The 24,922-nt window shown below is 65.3% G+C and carries 27 protein-coding genes and 1 riboswitch; of the genes, 9 read left to right on the top strand and 18 right to left on the bottom strand.

What is annotated here, in order from left to right:
* Positions 1-30 precede the first annotated feature (30 nt).
* A complete protein-coding gene (locus DKB74_RS08730) occupies positions 31-1,305 on the top strand; it encodes an SAM-dependent methyltransferase (RefSeq protein ID WP_109807780.1) in 1,275 nt (424 codons plus the stop codon).
* 81 nt (positions 1,306-1,386) lie between these two features.
* Here the strand turns inward: DKB74_RS08730 and DKB74_RS08725 are convergent, their stop codons facing one another.
* Together DKB74_RS08725 and DKB74_RS08720 are read right to left on the bottom strand one after the other, a co-directional pair.
* Entirely contained in the window at positions 1,387-1,743 is a 357-nt protein-coding gene (locus DKB74_RS08725; RefSeq protein ID WP_109807779.1) for a GntR family transcriptional regulator, read from the bottom strand.
* A gap of 26 nt (positions 1,744-1,769) precedes the next feature.
* Positions 1,770-2,363 carry a nitroreductase family protein gene (locus DKB74_RS08720; protein WP_109807778.1) on the bottom strand — a complete coding sequence of 198 codons (594 nt, stop codon included), beginning with the start codon at positions 2,361-2,363 and terminating at the stop codon, positions 1,770-1,772.
* A 124-nt stretch (positions 2,364-2,487) separates the two neighbouring features.
* Here DKB74_RS08720 and DKB74_RS08715 point away from each other — a divergent pair, with 124 nt between their 5' ends.
* Together DKB74_RS08715 and DKB74_RS08710 are read left to right on the top strand one after the other, a co-directional pair.
* Positions 2,488-4,074: a peptide MFS transporter gene (locus tag DKB74_RS08715; protein ID WP_109807777.1), complete on the top strand. Its 1,587-nt coding sequence runs from the start codon at positions 2,488-2,490 to the stop codon at positions 4,072-4,074.
* An 18-nt stretch (positions 4,075-4,092) separates the two neighbouring features.
* Positions 4,093-4,785, top strand: coding sequence for an NnrU family protein (locus tag DKB74_RS08710; protein ID WP_109807776.1), 693 nt, complete (start codon positions 4,093-4,095; stop codon positions 4,783-4,785).
* A gap of 263 nt (positions 4,786-5,048) precedes the next feature.
* On the opposite strand, the gene DKB74_RS08705 is transcribed toward DKB74_RS08710, so the two are convergent.
* A complete protein-coding gene (locus DKB74_RS08705; protein WP_109807775.1) occupies positions 5,049-6,578 on the bottom strand; it encodes an ABC transporter permease/substrate-binding protein in 1,530 nt (509 codons plus the stop codon).
* The gene (locus DKB74_RS08700; protein ID WP_109807774.1) at positions 6,575-7,357 is read right to left on the bottom strand and encodes an ATP-binding cassette domain-containing protein; all 783 of its coding nucleotides are present in this window, start codon (positions 7,355-7,357) and stop codon (positions 6,575-6,577) included. The genes DKB74_RS08705 and DKB74_RS08700 overlap by 4 nt, the downstream gene beginning before the upstream one ends.
* Before the next feature lie 57 nt (positions 7,358-7,414).
* Here DKB74_RS08700 and DKB74_RS08695 point away from each other — a divergent pair, with 57 nt between their 5' ends.
* Positions 7,415-8,212, top strand: coding sequence for an SDR family oxidoreductase (locus tag DKB74_RS08695; protein ID WP_239987436.1), 798 nt, complete (start codon positions 7,415-7,417; stop codon positions 8,210-8,212).
* Positions 8,213-8,219: 7 nt separating this feature from the next.
* Here the strand turns inward: DKB74_RS08695 and DKB74_RS08690 are convergent, their stop codons facing one another.
* A complete protein-coding gene (locus DKB74_RS08690) occupies positions 8,220-8,516 on the bottom strand; it encodes a 4a-hydroxytetrahydrobiopterin dehydratase (protein ID WP_109807772.1) in 297 nt (98 codons plus the stop codon).
* Between the two features lie 47 nt (positions 8,517-8,563).
* Between DKB74_RS08690 and DKB74_RS08685 the strand changes: the two genes are divergently transcribed.
* The 4 genes from DKB74_RS08685 to DKB74_RS08670 all read left to right on the top strand — a co-directional run bounded on the left by DKB74_RS08685 (position 8,564) and on the right by DKB74_RS08670 (position 11,587).
* On the top strand, positions 8,564-8,962 hold the full coding sequence (locus DKB74_RS08685) for a metallopeptidase family protein (RefSeq protein WP_109807771.1): 399 nt from the start codon (positions 8,564-8,566) through the stop codon (positions 8,960-8,962).
* Positions 8,959-9,540: a heme ABC exporter ATP-binding protein CcmA gene (gene ccmA, locus DKB74_RS08680; RefSeq protein ID WP_275658165.1), complete on the top strand. Its 582-nt coding sequence runs from the start codon at positions 8,959-8,961 to the stop codon at positions 9,538-9,540. Before DKB74_RS08685 ends, ccmA begins: the two co-directional genes overlap by 4 nt.
* A 130-nt stretch (positions 9,541-9,670) precedes the next feature.
* Positions 9,671-10,315 carry a heme exporter protein CcmB gene (locus tag DKB74_RS08675; RefSeq protein ID WP_109807770.1) on the top strand — a complete coding sequence of 215 codons (645 nt, stop codon included), beginning with the start codon at positions 9,671-9,673 and terminating at the stop codon, positions 10,313-10,315.
* 231 nt (positions 10,316-10,546) lie between these two features.
* A riboswitch (cobalamin riboswitch) is annotated at positions 10,547-10,749 on the top strand.
* 103 nt (positions 10,750-10,852) lie between these two features.
* Positions 10,853-11,587 carry an acyl-CoA thioesterase gene (locus tag DKB74_RS08670; protein WP_205007866.1) on the top strand — a complete coding sequence of 245 codons (735 nt, stop codon included), beginning with the start codon at positions 10,853-10,855 and terminating at the stop codon, positions 11,585-11,587.
* Here the strand turns inward: DKB74_RS08670 and DKB74_RS08665 are convergent, their stop codons facing one another.
* The 12 genes from DKB74_RS08665 to DKB74_RS08610 form a co-directional block, all read right to left on the bottom strand.
* On the bottom strand, positions 11,588-12,460 hold the full coding sequence (locus DKB74_RS08665; protein ID WP_109807769.1) for a class I SAM-dependent rRNA methyltransferase: 873 nt from the start codon (positions 12,458-12,460) through the stop codon (positions 11,588-11,590).
* 109 nt (positions 12,461-12,569) lie between these two features.
* A complete protein-coding gene (gene thrC, locus DKB74_RS08660) occupies positions 12,570-13,970 on the bottom strand; it encodes a threonine synthase (RefSeq protein WP_109807768.1) in 1,401 nt (466 codons plus the stop codon).
* 309 nt (positions 13,971-14,279) lie between these two features.
* A complete protein-coding gene (locus DKB74_RS08655; protein ID WP_109807767.1) occupies positions 14,280-14,936 on the bottom strand; it encodes an SURF1 family protein in 657 nt (218 codons plus the stop codon).
* Positions 14,936-15,322, bottom strand: a complete 387-nt coding sequence (locus DKB74_RS08650) for a DUF983 domain-containing protein (protein WP_239987435.1) — start codon at positions 15,320-15,322, stop codon at positions 14,936-14,938. Before DKB74_RS08650 ends, DKB74_RS08655 begins: the two co-directional genes overlap by 1 nt.
* Complete coding sequence (locus tag DKB74_RS08645; RefSeq protein WP_109808232.1) at positions 15,315-16,151, bottom strand: cytochrome c oxidase subunit 3; 837 nt, start codon at positions 16,149-16,151, stop codon at positions 15,315-15,317. The genes DKB74_RS08650 and DKB74_RS08645 overlap by 8 nt, the downstream gene beginning before the upstream one ends.
* Positions 16,152-16,225: 74 nt before the next feature.
* Positions 16,226-16,762, bottom strand: coding sequence for a cytochrome c oxidase assembly protein (locus tag DKB74_RS08640; RefSeq protein WP_109807765.1), 537 nt, complete (start codon positions 16,760-16,762; stop codon positions 16,226-16,228).
* A complete protein-coding gene (locus DKB74_RS18830; RefSeq protein WP_109807764.1) occupies positions 16,759-16,968 on the bottom strand; it encodes a hypothetical protein in 210 nt (69 codons plus the stop codon). The genes DKB74_RS08640 and DKB74_RS18830 overlap by 4 nt, the downstream gene beginning before the upstream one ends.
* Positions 16,965-17,876, bottom strand: coding sequence for a heme o synthase (locus DKB74_RS08630; RefSeq protein WP_109807763.1), 912 nt, complete (start codon positions 17,874-17,876; stop codon positions 16,965-16,967). The genes DKB74_RS18830 and DKB74_RS08630 overlap by 4 nt, the downstream gene beginning before the upstream one ends.
* A gap of 72 nt (positions 17,877-17,948) precedes the next feature.
* Positions 17,949-18,380: an NUDIX hydrolase gene (locus DKB74_RS08625; RefSeq protein WP_109807762.1), complete on the bottom strand. Its 432-nt coding sequence runs from the start codon at positions 18,378-18,380 to the stop codon at positions 17,949-17,951.
* Between the two features lie 28 nt (positions 18,381-18,408).
* Positions 18,409-18,618 carry a hypothetical protein gene (locus DKB74_RS08620; RefSeq protein ID WP_109807761.1) on the bottom strand — a complete coding sequence of 70 codons (210 nt, stop codon included), beginning with the start codon at positions 18,616-18,618 and terminating at the stop codon, positions 18,409-18,411.
* Between the two features lie 112 nt (positions 18,619-18,730).
* Positions 18,731-20,212 (bottom strand): MmgE/PrpD family protein, encoded by a 1,482-nt coding sequence (locus DKB74_RS08615; RefSeq protein ID WP_239987434.1) that lies wholly within the window; start codon positions 20,210-20,212, stop codon positions 18,731-18,733.
* Positions 20,209-21,852 (bottom strand): carboxylesterase/lipase family protein, encoded by a 1,644-nt coding sequence (locus DKB74_RS08610; protein WP_109807760.1) that lies wholly within the window; start codon positions 21,850-21,852, stop codon positions 20,209-20,211. The genes DKB74_RS08615 and DKB74_RS08610 overlap by 4 nt, the downstream gene beginning before the upstream one ends.
* 282 nt (positions 21,853-22,134) lie before the next feature.
* Between DKB74_RS08610 and DKB74_RS08605 the strand changes: the two genes are divergently transcribed.
* Positions 22,135-23,655 (top strand): carboxylesterase/lipase family protein, encoded by a 1,521-nt coding sequence (locus tag DKB74_RS08605; RefSeq protein WP_239987433.1) that lies wholly within the window; start codon positions 22,135-22,137, stop codon positions 23,653-23,655.
* 51 nt (positions 23,656-23,706) lie between these two features.
* On the opposite strand, the gene DKB74_RS08600 is transcribed toward DKB74_RS08605, so the two are convergent.
* Complete coding sequence (locus DKB74_RS08600) at positions 23,707-24,831, bottom strand: serine hydrolase domain-containing protein (RefSeq protein ID WP_109807759.1); 1,125 nt, start codon at positions 24,829-24,831, stop codon at positions 23,707-23,709.
* Between the last annotated feature and the right edge of the window lie 91 nt (positions 24,832-24,922).

The raw sequence follows: 24,922 nt of genomic DNA, 5'->3' as shown, positions 1-24,922 counted from the left end.
CGGCTAGGTATTTGTCCTTAACTGCAGCCTATGGCTCTGATCGACCGTATTCTGGGGCGCACGATCAAACGCGGCGAGCTGACCGTTATCCACGCCGATGGCAGTCGGCGGACATTCGGCGCACCCGATCCCGACCTCGCTCCCGTCACCATCCATATGGGCAAGGGCGTCGCCGCAGCGATCGCGCGCGACCCCAGTCTGGGCGCAGCCGAAAGCTTCATGAACGGGGGGCTGACCTTCGAACAGGGCGATATTCTCGGCCTGCTTTCGATCGTGTCGCGCAATACGCGCTGGGAAGAAGGGCGACCGGTCCTCGAACCCGGACCGCTCCAGCGTGCGATCCTGGGCGTGTCGCACCGGATCGGCCGCGTGAATCAGCGCCGCCGTTCGAAGCGCAACGTCGCGCATCATTACGATCTGTCGGACCGGCTCTACGATCTGTTTCTGGATGCCGACCGCCAATATAGCTGCGCCTATTGGACCGACCCCGAAACCGAAACGCTCGAACGGGCGCAGATCGACAAGAAAGCGCATATCGTTGCCAAGCTGGCGATCGCGCCGGGGATGCGCGTGCTCGATATCGGCTGCGGCTGGGGCGGGATGGCGCTGTATATCCATCGCAAGACCGGCGCCGATGTCACCGGCATCACCCTGTCCGAAGAACAGCTGAAGGTCGCCCGCCGCCGCGCCGCCGAAGCGGGGGTTGCCGATCATGTCCGGTTCGAACTGATCGATTATCGCGACATTGCCGGTCCGTTCGACCGGATCGTGTCGGTCGGCATGTTCGAACATGTCGGCACGCCGCAATATCGCACCTTCTTCGCCAAATGCCGCGAGCTGCTGACGCCCGAAGGCGTGATGCTGATCCATACGATCGGCAGGGCGGGGCGACCGGGCGTCACCGACGCCTTCACCGCCAAATATATCTTCCCCGGCGGCTATATCCCCGCGCTGTCCGAAATCGCGCAGGGATATGAGGGGATGCGCATGTTCATGACCGATCTGGAAGTGCTGCGCCTCCATTATGCCTATACGCTCAAGCAATGGTATGATCGCTGCGTCGCGGCGAAGGACGCCATCGTCGATCTGTATGACGAGCGCTTCTATCGCATGTGGATCTTCTACCTCGCCGGCTCCTATGTCAGCTTTGCCGAGGGCGGGATGGTGAATTACCAGCTTCAGTTCTCGCGCTCGCGGACTGGCTTGCCGATCACGCGCGATTATATGGCGGAAGCCGAACGCGCATTGGGTGCGGGCAATGATGCAGCGGCGGTGCCGACACCGTCGCAGCGCGAGTCGGCCTGACCCTCAGCGACCCGGCCGTCAGCAGGAAGTGCGCCTGTCGCGATCGGGTTGAAACGGCCGCCGCGAACGCGACGCGCGCAATCAGGCCAGTTCGTTGTCGAACAATTCGCGGGCGTCGAGCCCGAGCAGCGCGATGTGATCGCGCACCTTGGGCCAATAGCCGTTCAGGAAGCGCTCGCGCTCTGCAACGCGCAACCGTTCGACTGCGCCCGGCAGGATGAACATGCCCACGCCGCGGCGTACTTCGACATAGTCATCGTCCTGAAAACTCTGATAGGCCTTGGCCACGGTGAGCGGATTGGCGCCATGTTCGGCGGCCAGCGCGCGGACCGAAGGAAGCTGGTCTCCCGCACGATATTGCCCGCGCAGGATCGCTGCCGCAATAATCGCACGCAGTTTCAAGTAAACTGGCGAATCATCGTGCTCAAGGGCTGTCATGCTGCTTTAATACACCAATTGAGGGGTTAGTCCACCCCCGTAGAACTCCAGAGGGTGACGGTTCGATCCGTGATACCGCGCGGCCGCTCCTGCAGCTCGCGCGCCGGCGTGCCGAGGAAGACGAATCCCGCCACCTGCTCGGGCGCCGTGCCGAACAGGTCGCGCACCCGATCCGAATAGGCGGCCCATCCGGTCAGCCATCCGCCGGCAAAGCCCATCGCATGCGCGGCGTGGAGCAGGTTCATGCACGCCGCGCCCGCCGACAATTGCTGTTCCCATATCGGAATCTTGTGTTCGGGCACGGGAGAGAAGAGCACGACGACCAGTGAAGGGGCCTGTAACGCGAATTGCCGCGCGGTATCATCGTCGCGTGGCGTGCAATCGGGTTTGTCGGCGCGCTGGGCGGCGACCATCGCGTCGGCAAGCGCCGCGCGGGCATCGTCGGGGACGATCACGAACCGCCATGGCGCAAGCTTGCCATGGTCGGGCGTGCGCGCGGCGATTGCCGCCATTTCCAGAAGCTGTGCCGGCGACGGGCCCGGCGCGACCAGGTCGCGCGGCTTGCCCGAACGGCGGGTACGCAGCAGCGAAAGCGGCGTGGAACGATCGTTGAAATCCATTTCGCTGCACTATCAGCGGCATGCCGTGCCAACAACCGGGCTTCACAGCGCGAATTTCGCCGTTAGGCTGCGCGCCATCCTGGCGGCATGCCGCCATCCGACGTAATTGGGAGCTGAACGCCTGATGGCAACCTCCGCCACTGCGGCCGAAAAGACCTTTCTGGGTCATCCGCTCGGCCTTTATATCCTGTTCTTCGCCGAGATGTGGGAGCGCTTTTCCTATTACGGGATGCGTGCGCTGCTCATCTTCTATCTCACCAAACACTGGCTGTTTTCCGATGGCGATGCCTCGGTCATCTATGGTGCCTATACCTCGCTGGTCTATATCACGCCGGTGCTCGGCGGCTGGCTTGCCGACAAATATCTGGGGCAACGCAAGGCGACGATGTTCGGCGCGGTGGTGCTGACCGCGGGCCATTTCCTGATGGCGTTCGAAGGCGCGGGCGGTCAGGGCGATCCGACGATCAACATCTTCTGGCTCGCCCTGTCGTTCATCATCGTCGGCTCGGGCTTCCTCAAGGGGAATATCTCGGTCATTGTCGGCCAGCTATATCCCAAGACGGACGTGCGTCGCGACGGCGCCTACACGATCTTCTACATGGGGATTAACCTGGGTTCGTTCATCGGCGTGCTGATCGCGGGCTATCTGGGCGAGCGTTACGGCTGGTCCTACGGCTTTGGCGCGGCGGGCGTGGGCATGCTGCTCGGCCTGATCGTGTTCGTGCTCGGCAAACCCCTGCTGCTCGGCAAGGGCGAGGCGCATAATCCGGCGCTTCTGAAGGAAAAGGTCGTCGGCGTTCCGCGCGAATGGCTGCTCTACCTTGCCGGACTGGCGGCGGTCGGCGTGCTGTGGGTGCTGATCCAGCTCACATCGGTGGTCGGCTGGCTGCTGCTGATCTTTGGCGCGGCGCTGCTCGGCTATATCGCCTATATCGCCTTCACCAAGCTCAACCGGCACGAACGCGACCGCATTCTGGTGATCATCTTCCTGCTGGTGCTTCAGCCGGTGTTCTGGGGCCTGTTCGAACAGGCCGGCGCATCGGTGAATCTCTATACCGATCGCTATGTCGACCGCATGATCTTTGGCTGGGAAGTTCCGGCGACCTGGTTCCAGTCGGTCAATTCGGCCTTCATCATCCTGCTCGGCCCGGTCTTTGCGTGGATGTGGACGTCGCTGGGACGCAGGGGCGTCGAACCCTCGACCCCGGCCAAATTCGGCCTTGGCATCGTCGGCGTCGGCGTGGGCTTTCTGGTCCTCACCTATGGCGCGACGGCGATGGGCCTCAACGTCCAGACCTCGATGTGGCTGATCGTCGCGCTGTATCTGCTCCACACCATGGGTGAGCTTTCGCTGTCGCCCGTGGGGCTGTCGGCGATGAACCGGCTGGCGCCATGGCATATGGCGGGGCTGATCATGGGCGGCTGGTTCTTTGCGACTGCCGGCGGCAATTTCGTCGCGGGTCAGATTTCGGCGCTTGCCGGTGCCGAAGGTGCCGAAGGCGGCGAAGCGGCCAAGGAACTGTATCTGCAGGTCTGGCAGACAGTGGGCTGGGGTGCGACCGCGATCGGGGTCGCGGTGCTGGTCGTATCGCCCTTCGTCAAGAAGCTGATGCATCTCGACACGCTGAAGGACGACGAGATGGCGGGCGAGCCCGAGCTCGCCGAACCGGCTGCCGCGGGCTTCAACACTGCGGGTGAGACGCGCCACTAAGCCACAGGGGAGGGGGAAATGTCGTTTCTGATCGTAATGAGCATCGCTTTCGTCGGAACGCATTTCCTCCTTTCCCATCCGCTACGAAGGCCGATCGTTTCGGCGATCGGCGAAACGGGGTTTCTCGGCGTCTATTCGCTGGTTGCCCTGATCACGCTTGCCGGCATGGCGCATGCCTATGCCGCGATGCCGCCGCAGGCGCCGCTCTGGGCCGTCGGCGACATGCTTTGGGGCATCGGCACGGTTGTCATGCTGCTGGCATCGATCCTGTTTATCGGGTCGCTGTTCGGCAATCCGGCGCTGCCCGATCCGACCGGAAAGCCAAAGGCGGTGCCCAGCCCGCGCGGCGTGTTCGCGATCACCCGGCATCCGATGATGTGGGCGTTCGCGCTGTGGGCGCTGGTCCATGCGCTGGTCTTTCCGATCCCCGCCAATCTGGTGCTGACGGCGGCGATCCTGGTTCTCGCGCTGGTCGGCGCGGCGTTGCAGGACGCCAAGAAGCGGCGGCTGCAACCCGAATTCTGGCCGCGCTGGCAGAGCGTGACGAGCTATCTGCCCTTTGCCGCGATCGCCAATGGCCGCGCACAGGCGGCGGCGGCATGGCCCAATGCGATGGTATGGATCGGTGCGCTGGTGCTGTGGCTCGCAGCTACCTGGGCGCATATGCCGCTCGCCGGCTGGGCGGCGGGCATCTGGCGCTGGGTCGGGTGAGGTAGCTTCCCGCCGCGACCCGTTCGTCCCGAGCGCAGTCGAGGGACGTGCGGCGGGCGCCGGGAGAGCGTGTCGCGACTTCGCTCGACACGAACGGAACCGAATAAGCCTAGAGTCTGGCCTATTTAGACGGAATTACTTTCCGTTCGCCCTGAGTGGGGCTGAGCCTGACGAAGACCCGTATCGAAGGGCCCTTCGATACGCCATTTCGACAAGCTCAATGGCTACTCAGGCCAAACGGTTCAAGCTAATCAGGGCAGAGCCTAAGGTGTCAGCCCCAGCCTGTCCTCCAGCCAGCGCGCGGCGAATTCGGGCGACTTCTTGTCCGCCTCGCGGTCGACCATGTAATTGGCCTGGCGCATCGCATCGACCGGGATCGCGCCGATCAGCGGCTTCAGCGCGGTGGCGAATGCCGCGTCGTCGGCATGTTTCGGGGCGATCAGCAGGATCGCGTCATAGCCGGGAATCGCGCCGCGATCATCCTCGAGCACTTTGAGATGCTGTGCCGCGATCCGCCCGTCGGAGGAAAAGGCCGTGATGACATCGGCCTTTCCGCTGGCGATCGCGCGGTACATGAAGGTCGGGTTATAGGGGCGGGCATCGCGGAATTTCAGGCGATAGGCGCGTTCCACCGCCGCCCATTCGGGGCGTTCGAGAAATTCGAGATCGGTGCCGAGCGCCATTTCGGGCGCGACTGCGCGCAAGTCGCTGATGCGCGTAATGCCGCGCCGCGCCGCATCGTCCCCGCGCATCGCAAAGGCATAGGTGTTTTCGAACCCCAGCGCGCCGAGCATCGTGACGCCATGTTGCGATGCCGCCCATTGCCGCACGCCCTCGACGATTTCGGGGCGCGGGGGCACGTCCTCGCGGTGCATGTAATTGGTCCAGACCGTGCCCGAATAATCGACATAGACGTCGATATCGTTGGACGTGAGTGCACCGAACACGACCGCCGAACCCAGCCCTTCGCGATATTCGACATGATAGCCCTGCGCTTCCAGCCGGTGGCCGATCATCCGGGCGAGAATGAACTGTTCGGAAAAGCCCTTGGCGCCGATCACGACGGTCTTCTGACCGGTTGGGAGCATCGGCACCAGCGCGATCAGCACCCCGGCGAGCAACACGCCAAGGCTGCCGAACGCCATCCAGCGCCTGCGCACCCGGATGCCATGTTCGGCAAGGCCGAGCAGCGCATCGACGCCGAGCGCGAACAGCGCCGAGGCGATGCAGCCGGCCAGCACCAGCGTCCAGTTCTGTGTCTGCAAGCCGGTGAAGATCAGGTCGCCAAGGCTCGGCTGGCCGACCGTGGTGGACAGCGTTGCCGCGCCGATCACCCATACCGCCGATGTGCGAATCCCCGCCATCAGCACCGGCGCGACCAAGGGCGCTTCGACCATCAGCAGCCGCTGGCGCGGCGTCATGCCGACGCCGTCTGCGGCTTCGCGCACCGCCGGGTCGAGATTGGCGAGCCCGGTCACGCCGTTTCGCAGGATCGGCAGGATCGCATAGAGCGACAGCGCGAGCAGCGAGGGGAGAAAACCCAGCGCAGGCAGCCCGTCGCCGACGATCGAGCGCATCCACAGCAGGATCGGATAGAAGAGTGCGAGCAGCGCCAGCGACGGGATCGTCTGGACCAGACTGGCAAAGCCCAGCGCGATCCGCGCCACGGTCGCGCTGCGTGCCGACCAGATGATCAGGCCGAGGCTGACCAGCAATCCGACCAGCAGCGCCGAAAAGGACAGGAGGAGATGCTGCGCCAGCAGATCCGGCACGCGCGACCAGGCGGCGCTCATTTCCCCTCCAGTGCGGCGAGGCGATGCGCCTGTTCGCGCGGGATCGCGACGAGCGCGTCGGCTTCCTCGCCACCCTTGCCCGCGACCAGTTCCTGCGGCGTGGCGTCGGCGACGATCTGCCCCGCAGACATGACCAGCACGCGATCGGCGAGCAGCAATGCCTCGGCCATATCGTGCGTCACCATGATGGTGGTCAGGCCCAGCCGGTCGTGAATCGCGCGGATGGCGTTGCCCAGGCTGTCGCGCGTCACCGGATCGAGCGCGCCGAACGGTTCGTCCATCAGCATCAGCCCCGGCCGGGTCGCCAGCGCGCGTGCGACGCCGACCCGCTGACGCTGTCCGCCCGACAATTGTTCGGGCATGCGGCCGGCGAAATCGGCGGGAAGCTCGACCAGGTCGAGCAGTTCGGCGACGCGATCGCCGGTATCGCTTTCGCCGCGCAGGCGCAGGCCGATCGCGACATTTTCGCCGACGGTCATGTGCGGGAACAGGCCGATATTCTGAAAGACATAGCCGATCCGGCGGCGCAGCGCATAGGGCGGGGTGTCGCCGACCGGCGTATCGCCGATCGTCACCATGCCGTCGCTGGGATCGATCAGCCGGTTGATCATCTTGAGCAAGGTCGATTTGCCCGAACCCGATGCACCGACCAGCGCGACGAAGCTGCCCGCCGCGATTTCCAGCGTCACGCTGCCGACGGCGGTGGTGCCGCCGGGATAGGTTTTGGAGAGTCGGTCAAAGGCGACCGACTGGCCGAGGCTGCGCGCGGGCTCTGGCATCCGGACCGATTGTGGAGGATGAGGGTGCAAAGGTCAAAAGCACCGGGGAGAGGCAAAGTGGACGAACAGGCAAAGGCGATCTTCATCACCGGCGGCGGATCGGGCATCGGCCGCGCAGTGGCGCAGCGTTTCGCACGCGAAGGCTGGCATGTCGGGCTGGCCGATGTGAATGCCGCCGGGCTGGCCGAAACTGCGGCGCTGCTGCCGGAGGGCAAGGCGAGCACGCATGTCATGGACGTGCGCGACCGCGCGGCGTGGGAAGCGACGCTTGCGGAATTCACGGCGATCACCGGCGGGCGAATCGATGTGCTGATGAACAATGCCGGGATCGCGGTTTCCGGCCCGTTCGCGCAGACCGACCCGGCCGAGCTGGAACGGATCGTCGCGATCAATCTGATGGGCGTCGTTCATGGCGCGCATGTCGGCTATCGGTATTTGAAGGCTACGCCGGGTGCGTGCCTGCTCAACACCGCTTCGGCGGCGGGCATCTGGGGTTCGGCGAACGCAGCGATCTATTCGGCGACCAAGGCGGGCGTGCGCGGCCTTTCCGAATCGCTCGACGCCGAATGGGCGAAGGACGGCATCCGCGTCGCGTGCCTGATGCCGAGCTTTATCGACACGCCATTGCTCGACGAAACGATCACGGGTTCGAACCGCCAGGTGCGCGATCAGGTGCGTTCGCTGGGGCTGGAATTCACGCCGGTGGAGGATGTCGCCGAAACCGTGTGGCAGGCAGTGCATGGCGACACGCTGCACATCATTGTCGGCAAGACCGCCCGGCGGTTGCAATTCGGCGCGCGCTTCTTTCCCAACCGCGTTCGCAAGCAGTTGCGCTCGCGCGGGCTGCGCCGTTAGGCACTGCCTATCGGTCGGCCAGCAAGGCCTCGATCGCCTTTGCCATCGCCACGTCGCGTTCCGAAAGGCCGGCGGCGTCATGCGTCGTCAGCGCGATATCGACGCGATTATAGACGTTCGACCATTCGGGATGATGATCGGCCTTTTCCGCGAGCAGCGCGACGCGCGTCATGAAGGCAAAGGCTTCGGAGAAATCGGCGAAGGTGAAACGGCGGCTGATCGCATCGCGTTCGGCATCGTGAATCCACTGGCCAAGCTCTGCCAGCGCGTTCTGTCGCGCCTTGTCGTTGAGTTGGTCGACCATCTTTCACTCCTTGCCGTTGGTTCGCTGCGCGGCTTATGGGCTGAACCATGACCGGCCAGCCCCATCACCCCGATGCCGATGCAATCGAACGGCTCGCGCGTGCCGCGCTGGCGCGCATTCCCGAACCCTTCGCATCGCATCTGGGGAATGTGGTGCTGATTGTCGAGGAGTTCGCCGATCGCGAAACGCTCGACCGGATGGAAATCGCCAGTCCCTGGGGCCTGCTGGGCCTGTATCACGGGCGTCCGATCGGTGAGAAGTCGAGTTTCGACAGCGGCGGGTTGCCTGACATGATCCGCCTGTTCCGCCAGCCGATGCTCGCCGAAGCCGATCGCGATGGCGTGTCGGCGGCGGAAATGGTCAATCATGTCGTGGTGCATGAAGTGGGGCATCATTTCGGCCTGTCCGACGATGACATGCATTTGCTTGAGGATTCGGCGGATTGAGCGCGGCTGCGCGCCTGACCCTGACCGATCTTGCCTGTTTTCGCGGCGGGCGGATGCTGTTCACCGGCGTTTCGCTGGCGCTTGGGCCGGGTGAGGCGGCTTTGGTCACCGGGCCCAATGGCGCGGGAAAATCCAGCCTGATCCGCATGGTCGCGGGGCTGCTGGCTCCGGCGGCGGGACAGGTGGCGTGCGAAGGCGCACGCGCGCTGATGGCGGAAAACGCCGCGCTCGATCCCGAACGCGCGCTTGCCGATGCGCTGGGATATTGGGCGCGGCTCGACGGGCGCGGCGAAGCGGTGGGCGCGGCGCTGGCGGCAGTCGGCCTGACCGATCTTGCGCCGGTGCCGGTGCGGTTGCTGTCGACCGGCCAGCGACGGCGCGCGGCGCTGGCGCGGGTGGTGGCGAGCGGCGCGCCGGTCTGGCTGCTCGACGAACCGGCCAACGGGCTCGATATCGCGTCGGTCGCGGTGCTCGAGGCGCTGATCGCGGCGCATCGGCAGGCCGGCGGGATCGCGCTCGTCGCGACGCATCTGCCGCTCGCGCTGACGGATGTGAAGACGCTGGAGCTGGGATCGTGACCTTGCCTCGGCCAATTCCGTTCGCACTGAACTTGTCGAAGTGCGGCTCTTCCTCTGCTTCCGGCGCAGGAAAGACGCAGAACAGGGCTTCGTCAGGCTCGGCCCGGCCGGGTTTTGGGGAGGGTGAGGCATGAGCGCCTTCACGGCGATCGCCTGGCGCGAATTGCGGCGCGCATGGAGTTCGGGCGGGCTGGTCTTTCCGGTCGCGTTCTTCCTGCTGGTCGCGATCCTGTTTCCCTTTGCGATCGGTCCCGACGGCAAGTTGCTGGCGCGGGTCGGCGGCGGGGTGATCTGGGCGGCTGCGTTGCTCGCGGCACTGTTGCCGGTCGAGCGGCTGGTCGCGCCCGATCAGGAAGCCGGCGTGCTCGATCAATATGCCGTGCGCGGGATTACCGACGCGATGGTCGCCGCGGCGAAGATGGCGGGGCATTGGCTGGGCTTTGCGCCACCCTTGCTCGCGGCGACGGTGGTCGCGGCGGCATTGCTCAACCTGTCGGGGGATCAGCTGGGCCAGCTGCTGGTCGCGCTGGCGATCGGTACGCCGGGGCTGGCGGCGTTGGGCGTGGCGACTGCGGCGCTGGTTGCGGGGCTGCGCGGCGCCGGCGCGCTGGCGGGGCTGGTGATGCTGCCCTTTGCGGTGCCGCTGCTGATCTTCGGAGCCGGATCGATCGACGGGCAGGCGAGCGCGCTCAAGCTGCTCGGCGCGGTTTCGCTGTTGCTCGTTGCCGGTTGCCCCTTTGTCGCTGGCGCGGCGATCCGGATGGGGCGGAGTTAGACGGTTTTTTCTCACGCAAAGGCACGAAGGCACAAAGAAGCAGAAGTGAGAAGAGTCGCAGCTTCGCTGCAAAATTCCTGTTTTCTTCTCTTCGTGCCTTCGCGCCTTTGCGTGAGATAATCTTCTTCTTGGGAGCGAGCAGCGCGGCAGCCGGGAAAGCCACAACCCCGAGCGCATCCATTGATATAAAGAATTCTTTATATGTTTCTTGACAGCGCCACGGGTCACTGCGAACGCGGGCGGGTCACAGGTTCTTCGGTCATGCCGAAGCGAAGATGGGAAGCCGGTGCGCGGGTCCGCTCGCAAATCCGGCGCTGCCCCCGCAACTGTAAGCGGCAGGCCCAGGTCACTGCATGCCACTGGCGTAAAGCCGGGAAGGCGTGACCGGGCGAGAAACCGCGAGCCAGGAGACCTGCCTGCGACGCAATAACGACCACCGGCGGGGTGTCCGGTCGGGCCGCGTTTCGGCGGTGCCTGTGCGCCGCGGTCAGGTGTGTCCGCCCTGTTGTCCCGACCGGAACAATAAAGGGTTGCACAATGATCTACGAAGCGTCGCCGCTTGCCGCAGTGCGGCTGATCGACATGGTCTATCCCGGCGATACCAATCATCATGGCACATTGTTCGGCGGCGCCGCGCTCGCCCATATGGACAAGATCGCCTTTCTGGCCGCAACGCGCCATGGGCGTCGCACATTCGTCACGGCGGCGTCGGACCGGATCGATTTCGCCGCGCCCGCGCTGCTGGGCGATATGGTCGAGGTTTCGGGCCGGGTGGTGCGTGTCGGGCGCAAGTCGCTCGACGTCGAAGTATCGCTGGAGGCCGAAGCGCCGCTGACCGGCGAGCGACGGCTGTGCACCTGTGGCCTGTTCACGCTGGTCGCGACCGATGGCGACGCGCCGCTGCCGCCGCTGCGCGACGCGACCTTGCCCGAAGAGCCCGACACGTTGCGCATCGTCGACATGGTGTTTCCGCCGCAGACCAACCATTACGGCACGCTCTATGGCGGCGACGCGCTTCAGATGATGGGGCGGGCGGCGTTCATCGCGGCGACACGGCATGCGCGCGCCGTAATGGGCATGGCGGCTTCCGACCGCATCGATTTCACATCGCCCGTGCGCGAAGCGGAAATGGTCGAGCTGGTCGCGCGCGTCCGCATGGCGGGGATCGATTCGGTGCTCGTTTCGGTCGATCTGATCGCCGAAGACCTGCTGACCGGGGAACGGCGCGATGCGGCGACCGCGCGTTTCACGATGGTGGCAGTGAAAAGCTGATCAGTCGCGGCTCCAGCGCGCGAAGATCGCGGTGGGCAGCAACAGCCCCCGCGATTCCTCGCGCACGGTCAGCTCGCCGCATTCGATTGTGCCGCCAAGATCGGCGAAATGCTGGCGGACCAGTTCGCCGATCGCCAGCGCCGACATGCGCACGGCATAGACGGTGAGGAACAGGAAGCGCGAATTTTCGTCGAGCAGCGCCCGGCAATCGGCGATCAGCTGCGGCAGCCCTTCCTCAAGCTTCCACACCTCGCCATTGGGTCCGCGGCCCCATTTGGGCGGATCGAGGATGATCCCGTCATAGCGCCGGCCGCGGCGACCTTCGCGGGCCGTGAATTTGCCGGCGTCATCGATCATCCAGCGGATCGGATTATCCTCCATGCCCGACAGCGCGGCATTGGCCTTGCCCTCGGCCACGGACTTTTTCGACGCATCGACATGCGTCACTTTCGCGCCCGCCGCCGACAGCGCCAGCGTGCCGACCCCGGTATAGCCGAACAGGTTCATGCATTCGGGTTCCTGCGCGCCTTCCAGCCGGTCGCGCATCCAGTCCCATACCGGTACCATGTCCGGGAAAAAGCCGAGGTGGCGGAACGGCGTGGTCTGCGCCGTGAAGGTCACTTGCTTCCAGCGCAGCGGCCATCCTTCGCGCGGAACCGGCTTGTCATATTGCCAGCGGCCGCCGCCATCCTCGTCCGATCCGGGGACGAATTCGGCATGCGCGTCCCAGTCGTCGCTCGCCGGCGCCCACATCGCCTGCGGTTCGGGGCGGATGAAGCGATAGTCGCCATAGCGTTCGAGCTTGCGACCATTGCCGCAATCGATCAGGCCATAATCGGCCCAGGGTTCGCCGGTGAGGGTGACCAGTTGCATCGTCGCTCCAATGCCCGTTTGCCCTGAGCTTGTCGAAAGGCAGTTCTTCCTGTGGCCGGATCGACAAGAAGAACAGGGCTTCGACAGGCTCAGCCCAAATGGCTTGTCCTTAGCTTTTCGGCACCGCGCGGGCGGCGATATATTCGGTGACCGCTTCGAACGTGCCGGGCAGCACGTCATAGCGTTCCTGTCGCTCGAACAGGTCGCCGACCCGACCGGGCAGCGACGCGCGGCTGCCGGTGGCGCGTTCGACCGCTTCGGGGAATTTCGCCGGATGCGCCGTCGCCAGCGTCACGATCGGAATGGCCGGGTCGATATCGGCGCGGCGCGCGGCGGCAAGGCCGATCGCGGTGTGCGGATCGATCACATTGCCCGCTTCGGACGCGGCCCAGCGCATCGCTTCGCTCATATGCGCGGGCTCCACCCGGTCACTGACGAACAGCGCCGACGCGCCTTCGCGCTGTGCATTGGTGAGCCGCATCGCGCGGCTCGATTCGAACCCGCGCATCTGATCCGCCATCGCGGTGCCGTCGCGATCGGCGAGGTCGAACAACAGCCGTTCGAAATTGGAGCTGACCTGAATGTCCATCGACGGCGCGGCGGTGGGCGTCACCGTGCCGGTCGAATAATCGCCGCTCGACAATGCGCGGTGGAGAATGTCGTTGACGTTGGTCGCGACGATCAGCTTTGCGACCGGCAGCCCCATCCTTGCCGCGACATAGCCGGCGAAGACGTCGCCGAAATTGCCGGTCGGGACCGAAAAGGCGACTTCGCGCTCGGGCGCGCCCAGCCGGACGGCGGCGTAGAAATAATAAACCACCTGCGCCATCAGCCGCGCCCAGTTGATCGAATTGACCGCCGACAGCTGGAACCGTCCCGAAAAGCCGGGATCGTTGAACATCGCCTTCACCAGCGCCTGCGCGTCGTCGAAACTGCCTTCGATCGCGATATTATGGACGTTGGGCGCCAGCACCGTCGTCATCTGGCGGCGCTGCACGTCGCTGACGCGCCCCTTGGGGTGGAGCATGAAGATGTCGACGCCTTCGCGCCCGGCAACGGCATCGATCGCGGCACTGCCGGTATCGCCCGATGTCGCACCGACGATGGTCAGGTGGGCGTCGCTGCCCTTGAGGAATTTTTCAAAGAAACGGCCAAGCAGCTGAAGCGCAACGTCCTTGAACGCGAGCGTCGGGCCGTGGAACAGTTCGAGCAGCCATTGTTGCCGATCGAGCTGGACGAGCGGCGTCACCGCGGCATGGGCGAAGCGGCCATAGGCACGCGTGCACAGGTCGCGCAGCTCATCCTCGGTCAGATCCTCGCCGACAAAGGGCAGCATCACCCGGACGGCGGTTTCGACATAGCTGAGGCCGCGCAACGCGGCGATGTCGGCGGCGGCGAAGGACGGCCAGGTTTCGGGAACATAGAGTCCGCCATCGGCCGCCAGGCCGGTCAGCGTGACGTCACGAAAGCCGAGCGTTGGCGCGGCGCCTCTGGTGCTCTGATAGCGCATGGTGGGCGATCGCTTAGCGGCGGGGGCGCCATGCGGCAAGAAACTAGGTCGTGAACCCATAAACGACACCGCCGAGGCGCTGGAATGGCGAACATATCGGGCCAAAGCGGCCGCCGGGAGGGCTGGGCGCCCTTTCAAGGCCGTTTTGGGCCGAGATGGAAGCCATTCCGGCGTCCCGAAGGGATTTGACCAAAATGGCCCGGCGCTGCGTCGGCAGAGCTTGAAATATCGCCATATTCCTGCGCCCTGCCTCCTTGCGCTGAGCCATTTTGCCTCAAACCTCGACGGCGCCGCTTATGGGTTCACGGCCTAGGACTTGGGTGCGGCCTCGTCAGGCGTTTCAGCCCGACGCTGTCGGCGGCGCAATGCCAGCAGATAGATGATGACGGCGACTGCGGCGAACAGGAACCACTGCACGGCATAGGCGAGGTGATTGTTGGGCAGGCTGGCCGGATCGGGCGGCTGAGTCGCCTGCAGCCCCGGCGCCGGGGTATCGGAAACCAGCATCAGCAATATCGGCGCGCTCTTTCCCGAAAGCGCCGATCCGATTACCGATTCGCTGCCCGGCGCCGCGCCGATCACGCCCCGCACCGGGCCTCCGCGCCATTGCGGTTGCGCCTTGGGATCGCTGGTAACGCCCATATCGACAAGCAGCACCGGCCCTTCGGCGCCGCCGGTCGCGCATTCGGCGATCTGACGATAGCCGGTCGTGCCATCGACGCTGTGGCCCGCGCGCGTTTGCCACCCGGTGGTGCGCAGGCAAAAGCCATGCGCGCGGCGGAAGAGATAGCGTTCGCCGACGGGCGGCCGGGGAAAGGCGATTTCGGGCTTTTCCAGATTGCCCGAATAGCGTTCGATCAGTCCCAGCTTCCAGTCGCGCCGATCGAGTTGCCAGATGCCGAGCGCGATCATCGCCGCGACCGCAAGCGCGACAAGCAGGGTGGGGAGGATCGGGAGACGCGGCATTATTCGTCGCGCGCGATGCGCCCCTCGGCCGCCTTGTTGCGGTATTCGAGGGCGAGCAGCAGCCCCTTGGCGAAACGCAGCGTGACGACCACCAGGATCAGCGTCAGCGGAATCCACAGCGCCGCATGCACCCAGAAGGGCGGCGAGAAGCTGAGTTCGACGACGACCGCCAGGATGGTGACGAATGCGCCGATGCCGAGCGTCAGAAAAACGACCGGGCCGTCACCGACATTGAACTGCGTGAAATCGAGCCCGCATTCGCTGCAGCGATCGGCGAATTTTACCGGACCGGAAAAAAGCGTGCCCGCGCCGCAGCGCGGGCAACTGCCTTTGGTACCGGAGTCGACAGGTGCCGGCTCCGGTGTTTTCGGTTGCGGATCAGACACCGTGGACCGGGGCGCCCCAGCTGCCCCACACATAGATGGAGACGAAGAGGAAGAGCCATACCACGTCGACGAAATGCCAGTACCAGGCAGCGGCTTCGAAGCCGAAATGCTGGCGCGGCGTGAAGTCGCCCCGATATGCGCGGATCAGGTTCACGATCAGGAAGATCGTGCCGACAAGCACGTGGAAGCCGTGGAAGCCGGTCGCCATGTAGAAGGCGCCGCCATAGCTCGATCCGCCTTCGCTGGCCGCGGCGAACGGGAAGGGGGCGTGGATATATTCATATGCCTGGATCGAGGAGAAGATCATGCCGAGGATGATCGTCAGCCACAGACCCTTTTTCAGGCCGTCGCGATCGCCATGGATCAGCGCATGGTGCGCCCAGGTGACGGTGGTGCCCGAAAGCAGCAGGATGAAGGTGTTGAGCAGCGGCAGTTCGAACGCGTTCAGCACTTCCATGCCCTTGGGCGGCCACTGACCGCCGACCGCTTCGACGCTCGAGGGGAAGAGCGCGAAATCGAACCACGCCCAGAACCAGCCGACGAAGAACATCACTTCCGAAGCGATGAACAGGATCATGCCATAGCGAAGGTGAAGCTGAACGACGGGCGTGTGTTCGCCGCCATTGGCTTCCTTGATGACATCGACCCACCAGCTGAACATCGTGAACAGCACGCCGATCAGGCCCGCGCCCGCGACCCAGGGACCGCCCGCAATTTCGTGCATGTACATGACGAGACCGGACGTCATCACCAGCGCCGCGATCGATCCGATCAGCGGCCAGGGGCTGGGATTGAGGATGTGATATTGGTGGTTCCTGGCTCCGGCCATCGATTGTCCCTTTTGATCTGTTCCCGCTCTGGGCGGCAGCGACATGCCCCATGCCGCGAATTTCCGCAAACCCTCTAGCTCGGGCTTCGACCGGAATCCACAGGGTAAAATGTGTACGAAAGCGTGATTTTTTCGACATCGGCGGTGTCGGGGTCGTCACGGATCGCCGGGTCGACATAGAAGATCACCGGCATCCGCACCGTCTGATGCGGCTGCAATGTCTGTTCGGTGAAGCAGAAACACTGGATCTTGCGGAAATATTTCCCGGCGCGCGCGGGCGTCACATTATAGGTCGCCCGCCCGGTAACCGGCTGATCGCTGTCGTTGGTGGCGATGAAAAACGCCAGGTCGCGCCCGCCGATATCGATCGTTTCGGTGCGGCGCTCGGGCTTGAAGCTCCAGTCGAGCCGCTGATCGATATTCGAATCGAAACCGATGACGATCTTCTGCCCGCTTTCGCCCGGCGCCTGAAGCCCGCGGCTGACCGTGCCGTTGAGGCCGGTAACCTGGCAGAAGACGCGATAGAGCGGCACGCTGGCGAAACCCAGGCCGGTCATGCCGAACACGCCGGCCAGCGCCAGCAGGCCGGTACGGACCTTGCGATTGATCATGGCGCCACCCCTGCTGCGATCTTCACGATCGAAATCGCGAAGATCAGAAGCACGAACGCGCCGAGCATCAGCGCCATCACCAGCGCGCGCGATTTCTGGCGCTTGCGCACCTGTATCGCATGGTCGCGCGCTTCCTGTTCGGCGTTCGGCGGGGTCGGGGCGCTGGCGCGGCCCGCGATCAGATCGTCGTCGCGTTTGTCGGTCATGCCAGCCACCGGTCGGCGACCAGTGCGCCGAAAATGAGGAACAGATAGACGATCGACCACGCAAAGAGGCGCTTTTCAGGCTTCATCGCATCGTCGGTGCCGGTGCGGCGGAACGTGACGGCCAGCGCCAGCGCACCGAACACCAGGTTGAGCAGGATCGAAGCCACGCCATAGATCGCGCCGGTCAGCCCGAGTGCCCAGGGCGCGATGGCAGCGGCGATCATCGGCAGCGTATAGAGGCCGATCTGGGTTCGTGTCGTCCGCTCGCCCGCCACCACCGGCAGCATCGGCACGCCGGCATTGGCGTAATCGCTCTTCACGAACAGCGCGAGCGCCCAGAAATGCGGCGGCGTCCACAGGAAAACGAGCGCGAAGAGCAATACCGGCAGCAACGACACCTGTCCGGTCGCCGCGGCCCAGCCGATCAGCGGCGGAAAGGCGCCGGCGGCGCCGCCGATGACGATATTCTGCGGCGTGCGGCGCTTCAGCCACACCGTATAGATGACGACGTAATACAGGATCGATGCGGTCAGGATCGCTGCCGACAGCAGGTTGATCGCGAAATACATCAGCACCACCGATGCGACCGACAGGCCGACGCCGAAATGCAGCGCCGACTGGCGCTCCATCCGCCCGCCGGGCAGCGGGCGTTCGCGCGTGCGCTTCATCTTTGCGTCGAGATCGGCCTCATACCATTGGTTGAGCGCTGCGGCGCCGCCGGCGCCCATCGCGATGCACAGGATCGCGGTAAAGGCGAGCACGGGATGGGTCTGGACCGGCGCGGCAAGCATGCCGCACAGACCGGTGAAGACCACGAGCCGCATCACGCCCGGCTTGGTCAGCGCGAGGAAATCGCGCCAGTCGGCGGGCATGGATAGCGCGGACGCGGATACAGGTGACGATGCCATGATGCCGCGCGCTATACGCGTTGTCGTGCGATCCGAAAAGAGGGACGGCGCGACAGCGTTTCCAGGGCGGGCTCAGCCGGCGTCCGCGCGCAGCAGCGATTCGAAGATCGGCAGGACATGGTCGCGCGCCAGATTGGCGAGCGGCAGGCTGCGCGCTTGCGATTCGGTGAGCCAGCGCGCCTCGGCGATTTCGGCGCGGGGATGCGCCAGCGACGGCGCGATTCGCAGGTGATAGAGTTCGGCCTCGACGCGCCGGCCCGGTTCGTTCGCGGCTTCGGCAGTGAAGCTGCCCAGATAGCGGGGCGCCCGTGGATCGGGGACCAGGCCGATTTCTTCGCGCAATTCGCGCAACAAAGCGGCTTCCGGCGATTCGCCGGGCTCGATCTTGCCGCCCGCAAGCATGAAGAAGCGCGATCCGCGCTTGCGGACCAGCAGCATCCGCCCCGCGCCATCGTCGATCAGCGCGGACGCGATGCGGATCGGCGGCGTGATATCGGCGGGCATCGTCCGGCCTTTGGCGGAAACGCGGCGCCTAGGGATCGGTCGGCGCGGGGTTTTCGCGCGACGCAGCGGCGCGCGCGAGGATCGCGTTGAGCTGTTTCTTGATCGCGCTGCCGGCAAGGTGCGCATCGACATTGCCGAAACGCTCGGAAACCAGCGCGCGCCGGATGTCCGCGACGCTGCGGCAGCTGCCGCCCTCCGCCAGCGCGAAGGCGCGCTCGATGATCGTAGGTTCATTCATACCGGCACGCATAGCATGAATTGCCGCGCAGGGCCCTATGTGAGGTTCGCGATTGCACCGGATCGATCTTGTCGATTGCGCCGGCCGATGGCGTGGCTGACGAGCGAGCGGTTCAGGTGCCGATCATTGCGACAAGGTCGTCCACGGGCCGAGCGGTATCCAGGCCGGCGACTCTGTCGATCAGATCGCGAGCACGGGCCTGACCAAGCGCGGGGGCGACAAGTTCGCTCGCCTTGCGTTCGACATCTTCCCGCGACATCGGATGCGATGGGAAGCCGCGCACATAGGGAATGAACTTCACCAGCGGGGCGCCTTGCGAGCGGACGATGGTGACTCGCGCCGATTCGACGCGAGCTTCGCCTTCCGCCGCTTCCTGCGTAGCATCCTCCACCACTGCGACTTTCTCGCGGAACGCGGCAACGGCACGGTCGCCGTGCATCCGTTCGAGCGATTGGGCCGCAGTGAAATCGAGCTTTCCGTCGAGCATGATGATTGCGGCAAGATAGGGAAGGTTGAGCGCAGGCATATTCGCGCTGCGAAAAGCATCGGCGCGGCCCGGCATTTCGATCAGGATGTGCGCGATGGCGTCGGGGCGTATCTGTTCGCGCAGTGCCAGCAAAGCCTCCACCGCAGGCTGGGTGGGGCCGCCGGTCGGATAGCGTTTGAACGCGGCATGGCTTAATTCGAAGTCGCGTCCCAGCCCGTCGATCAGCACGCTGCGGTCCGCCTCGGCGAAGGATTGCCAGCGCAGCCAGCCACCCTCGACATCGAAACTGTCCGGCACGCCGGTGAAACCGAGTTCCGCCATCAACGTTGCCTGAAGTCCGTTCCGGGCGCCCATGCCGGCGAACACGAACGCTTTTTCGACGTGGCGGACGTCGAGCAGCCATTGCCACGATCCCGACGCCTGCTGCGCGCAGTAGCTGAGCATGTGCGCGACCTGCGTCTGGTCGAGCCCGAGCAGCGAAGCGGTTGCCGCGCCGGTGCCGAACACCGGGCCGATACCGTGATTGGCCAGCCCCGAGCGATAGAGGCGCGGGGCGCCGATCGCCTTGGGAATGCGCCCGGCGAGTTCATAGCCGACGATCACTGCGCTCACCACTTGTCGACCCGACAGCCCGCGCGCCTGCGCCAGCGACAGTGCGGCGCTGACGATTGCGGGACCGGGCTGGACATAGGCGGACGGGATGAAATCGTTGATCTCTGCGGCGTGGCCGGTCATCGCGCTGGCGAATACCGCATCGACAAGCGCGGCCTGCCGGGTCGTGCCGAGGATCGTCGTCGTGCCGCTGCCGCCGGGGCCGAGCGCATAGGCGCGGCCGAGGCGCGCCGCCTCGAGATCGCGGCAGGCGACGATCGACGCAAGCGTGTCGAGGATGTGGAGCCGTGCGCGTTCGCGGATCGCGTCGGGCGCCGCCGCGTTCTGCGCGCCCGCGATATATTCGGTGAGCGGCGGCATCACCGGCATCACCGTCTCGCTGTCCTGCGCGCGCGATGCCGTCGGGCGCGCGCGGGCGGCCTGCGCGGCGAGCGGCCCGATCGCACCACCCGCCAGCGCCCCGGCGATCGCACTCCGCCGGGTGATGCCGGTCACAGCCCGCGACCCTCGGGGAGTTGCGACAGCAGTTCGCGCTCGGCGCCGTCGGGGTCGTTCACTACGTGCGGAGGCACGTCGAAGATCATCGTCGCGCGTGTGCGGGCGTCATAAATCGGCCAGTCGGGAAGCGCGGCGGTGTTGGGGTTTCCGGTGCGCGCAAACGCGATCCAGGCCTCGCTCATCAGTTCGGCGAGCCGGTCCTGTCCGGGCCCGCTGCCGGTCATCGACGTGGAGCGTGCCACATTGTCGAACACAAAGCCGATGTCGAGCGCGTGCGGCGTTTTCCATTTGCCGCCATCGACAGGGGTCTCCCAGTCGAGCCGGTACATCCACACCGGCGCACCGCCCTGCGCCGACTTGCGTTCGGCCTGGGTGATCGCCGTGCCGCGATAGTTGCGATAGGTCGCGGCCTGGAAGAACACCTCGCTCGCATCCGCATCCGGATGGGCCGCACGCATCCCGGCGATGATCGGCGCGGGATCGACATCGGCGCCGAGGAACGGCTTCAGCTTCTCGGGAAGCTGCTCCCAGCCGAGGTTCCAGTTTTCGCCCGACAGGCCGGCCTGCAACCGCATCTCGGTACGGTTCGTGCCGACGAGCAACGGCACATCGCGCGACGTGGGCGCAGCGTCGGGCGTGAAGGGCTGGCGCGTGAGCGAACGGCCATCGACGACGGGACGGAAATAGGCGCCGCGGCTGCGCGAGCGCATCATCATCGGGACGAATTCCTCGATCGGCATCGTCGCGAGCCGGTCGATATCGGCGGGCGTCATGCCGCCGGTGTGGAGCAGATCGGTTGCAATCGCAGTGCCCACCCGCGGCGTGAATCCGGCGAGCGACATCGACCCGCTCTGCGCAATCGCCTTGTGGAACAGGGCACGCGCTCCTTCCATCGCCATCATCGTCGACACTTTCGCGGCGCCGCCCGATTCGCCGAAGATGGTCACATTGTCCGGATCGCCGCCGATCGCAGCCGCATTGTCGCGCACCCATTCCAGCGCGCGCTGGATATCGAGGCTGCCGATATTGCCCGAATCGGCATATTTCGGATCGTCGGTCAGCTCCGCCAGATAGAGATAGCCGAAGGCGCTGAGCCGGTGATTGATCGTCACGATCACGACGTCGCCGCGTTGAGCCAGTCGCGTGCCGTCATAGCCGAGCGCCGAGCCCGATCCGGTGACATAGCCGCCGCCGTGCAGCCACACCATGATAGGCCGCTTCCCACCGTCGTTCAGTCCGCGTGTCCAGACGTTGAGGAACAGGCAATCCTCGCTGTCGGGGCGATCATTGGACCAGCTTGCGAACAACGGCACGTCGCCGCCGGGAATCTGGGGGCAGTCATTGCCATATTCGCTCGCATCCGCAGGGGTGTTCCACGGCTGCGGTGCAAGCGCGGTTTGGAAGCGGCGGCCTTCGGTGGAGGCGGCATAGCGCACGCCCTTGAACACCATCACGCTGCCATTGCCTTCGCGGGTTCCCAGCATGGGTCCGTAGCTGGTCTGAAGCAGAGGTCGCGCGATCGCATCGCTGCCGCCCGGTCGTTCGGCTATGCCCTGCGCGGTGCATGCCGCCAGAGCCGCAGCTGCGGCGGCACAGACAAGCGCCCGCGCGGTTCGAAAATGCCGAAAGCCTCTCATCATATCTCTCCCGTTCGTCCGTCGTTGCGGATTCTTGCGGCAAGAGTCGGCGTTCATTTATCGACAGTCAAGATTGTTTCTTGATCCCAACGCCGAGGCAGGGCAATCTTCGGGCAAGGCACCGTGAAGGCGCGAAAGCTGACTCAGCAAGAGCCGGCAGCTTGGGAGAGGAATCGATGAGCTTCACTTTGAATCGGCTTGAATCGGCGGGCGGCGCTTGGGGTCGGCTTCGGCGCGATGCTGTTCGCGGGACTTCGTCCTGCCGCTGCAGAGATATTTCCCGTGGTGGATACTGCCCAGGGCAAGCTGCGCGGGACCAACACCGGCGGCGTCGCGATCTTCAAGGGCGTGCGCTATGGCGCGCCGACCGGCGGCGCAAACCGCTTCCGGCCGCCCCAGCCGGTCGAGCCATGGGCCGGGATCCGCGATGCGCTTGCCTATTCGGAGGTCTCGCCGCAGGTGCCGGGCGATCGGCGGCACGATTATGCCGATCTGATCATGTTCGATCTCCAGCCGAGCGGCCCGGGCGAGGATTGCCTGTCGCTCAATCTGTGGACGCCGACGCTCGACGCCACTGCGAAGAAGCCGGTAATCGTCGTGCTGCATGGCGGCGGCTTTTATGGCGGGTCGGGCAATTCGACCGGCATGGATGGGGAGCAGATGGCGCGCTTCGCCGACAGCGTGGTGATCGCCGTGACGCATCGTCTGGGCGCGTTCGGCTTTCTCCACCTCGCCGAATTTGCCGGGGAGGATTTTGCCACATCGGGCACCGTCGGCATGCAGGACATCGTCGCGGCGCTCCGCTGGGTGCGCGAGAATGTCGCGCAGTTCGGTGGCGATCCGGATCGGGTGCTGGTGTTCGGCCAGTCGGGCGGCGGCGCCAAGACCAGCACGCTGATGGCGATGCCGGGCGCCAGGGGGCTGTTCCACCGCGCCGGGGTGATGAGCGGATCGGCGCTCAAGATGATGCCCGCCGAAATGGCGCGCGCGAATGCCCGGCGGCTGCTCGACGCGCTCGAGATTGGCCCGGGCGACGTGCGGCGGTTGCAGCAGGTGCCGTGGCAGACGTTGCTCGAGACGCAGGCGACTCTCGAGGCGGCCGACCGTGCACGGGGCGAAGCGCCGCGATCCTTTGCGCCGGTGGTCGACGGGATCACGCTGCCGCGCCATCCCTTCTTCCCCGATGCGCCCGACGTATCGCGCGACGTGCCGATGATTATTTCCAGCGCGCTTGACGAGCGTGCCTATCGGATGCCGGCGAATGCGATGACGCAGGAGCAGCTGCTCGGTTTTGCGCGCCGCCGCGCCGGCGATCGCGCGCAGGAGGTGGTTGCCATGTATCGCGAGGCGGATCCCGACGCGAAACCCTTCTTGCTTGCCGCGCGGATGGACAGCGACCGCAGTTTCTTCAAAGCTGCGTTCACGCAGGCCGAGCTGAAGGCACGGCAGGGCGGCGCGCCGGTGTGGAAATATCTCTGGACCTGGCCGAGCCCGGCATGGGGCGGGCGCTATGGTGCGGTGCACGGGATCGACGTCGCACCCAGCCTGCACAATATCCGCAGCGCGCTGAACGGGCCCAATGCGGGTAGTCTGGCGATGGCCGATCGCATCGCGTCGGCATGGGATTCGTTCGCGGAAAAGGGCGATCCCAACAACCCGCGTCTGCCCGACTGGCCGGCATATACCAGCGACCGCCGTGCAACGTTGATCCTCGACACCGATACGCGGGTCGAGGACGATCCACGTGCCGAATTCCGCACGCTTTGGGAAGAGGTCGGCGGCAGTGAGGCCGAAAGCGAATGAAGTGAGCGGCGGCGGGGCAGCATCTGCTCCGCCGCACCCTTTGCGGCAACGTCAGGTCAGCAGTGCCGGGCCCAGCACGTCCCATGCCTCGCCCCAGCCGAGCTGTTCGCGCCCGAACCCCATCGTCGCGACGATGATCCTTTGTTCGGGCAGCACGAAGCAGAATTGCCCCCGCGCACCGGCGGCGAAATACATGGATCGCGGCGCCTGGCTGATCCGTCCGCTCGTGTTGAGAATCCACAGATAGCCATAATCGGGGTTGCGCGCCGAGGGAGCGGTGGCGGCGGCGATATAATCAGCATAGATCAGCCGTTCGCCGTTCCATACGCCGCCCTCCAGATACAGACGCCCCAGCCTCGCCAGATCGCGGCACGAAATCAGCATCGATCCGCCGATGCGCACGTCGCGGTTCGAATCGATTCCCTGCGGTTGGTAATCGGTATGGCGGCATCCGAGCGGCGCGATGATTTCGCGCATCATGTAATCGTAGCTCGGCACGCCAACGGCGGCCGATACGATCTCGGCGAGATGGTCTGCGGCGCCGCCGTCGTAGAAGAAAATCGATCCGGGTGCGAGCGAGACACCATAGCCATCGGGCGCACCGCGCTCGCGACTATGGCCTTCGGAGCGGCTATATTCCTCGGCCGGTCCCGGGGGCGTATCGTCGTTCAGTCTGCGGGGCGGTTTCGAACTCGGCTTGGTCACCAGCGTGCCGCCCGAACTCATCGTCAGCAAATGACGGATACGGGTTTCGGGATGCAGGCCGGTCTGCGCCGCGGGGACATAGCGGCGCGCAAGATCGTCGACCGACAGATGCCCTTGCGTCACCGCGCGCCCGACCATTGTTGATCCCCATGATTTGCCGGCGGAGAATGATACATTCTGCCAGCCGGGTTCGGCGCGATGATAGGCGTTGGCCCAGTAACGTTCGAAGACCAGATGCCCGTCCCTGACGATCACCAGCCCCTGCCGCTCGCCCGCCGCGGCGAGCTGTTTCGCGGCGGCATCAAGCTTTGTTGCATCGAGCCCGACTGCCGACGGGTCCGCCAGCGGCCAGTCCCAAATTCGCGCCGCGCTGCCTTGCGGCATGCCGCGCGTGCACGCCGACGACAAAAGCGCCGTCGCGCAAATTCCGGTGATCACGACGCGACGATCGGCGCTGAAGCTGCTGCGCATTCTATCCTCTCCTCCCGTTCGAAAATGGCGGCTTTCTGCCTGTCGTTACGGACCATCTACTAGAGCGCCCGACTCGCCGCAACTTACAAAC

Origin of the sequence: Stakelama portus, from assembly GCF_003171655.1 — a bacterium.
Lineage (GTDB): Bacteria > Pseudomonadota > Alphaproteobacteria > Sphingomonadales > Sphingomonadaceae > Sphingomonas > Sphingomonas portus.
The sequence above is the reverse complement of the archived record's forward strand: the minus strand, read 5'-3'. Positions and strand labels throughout refer to the sequence as shown.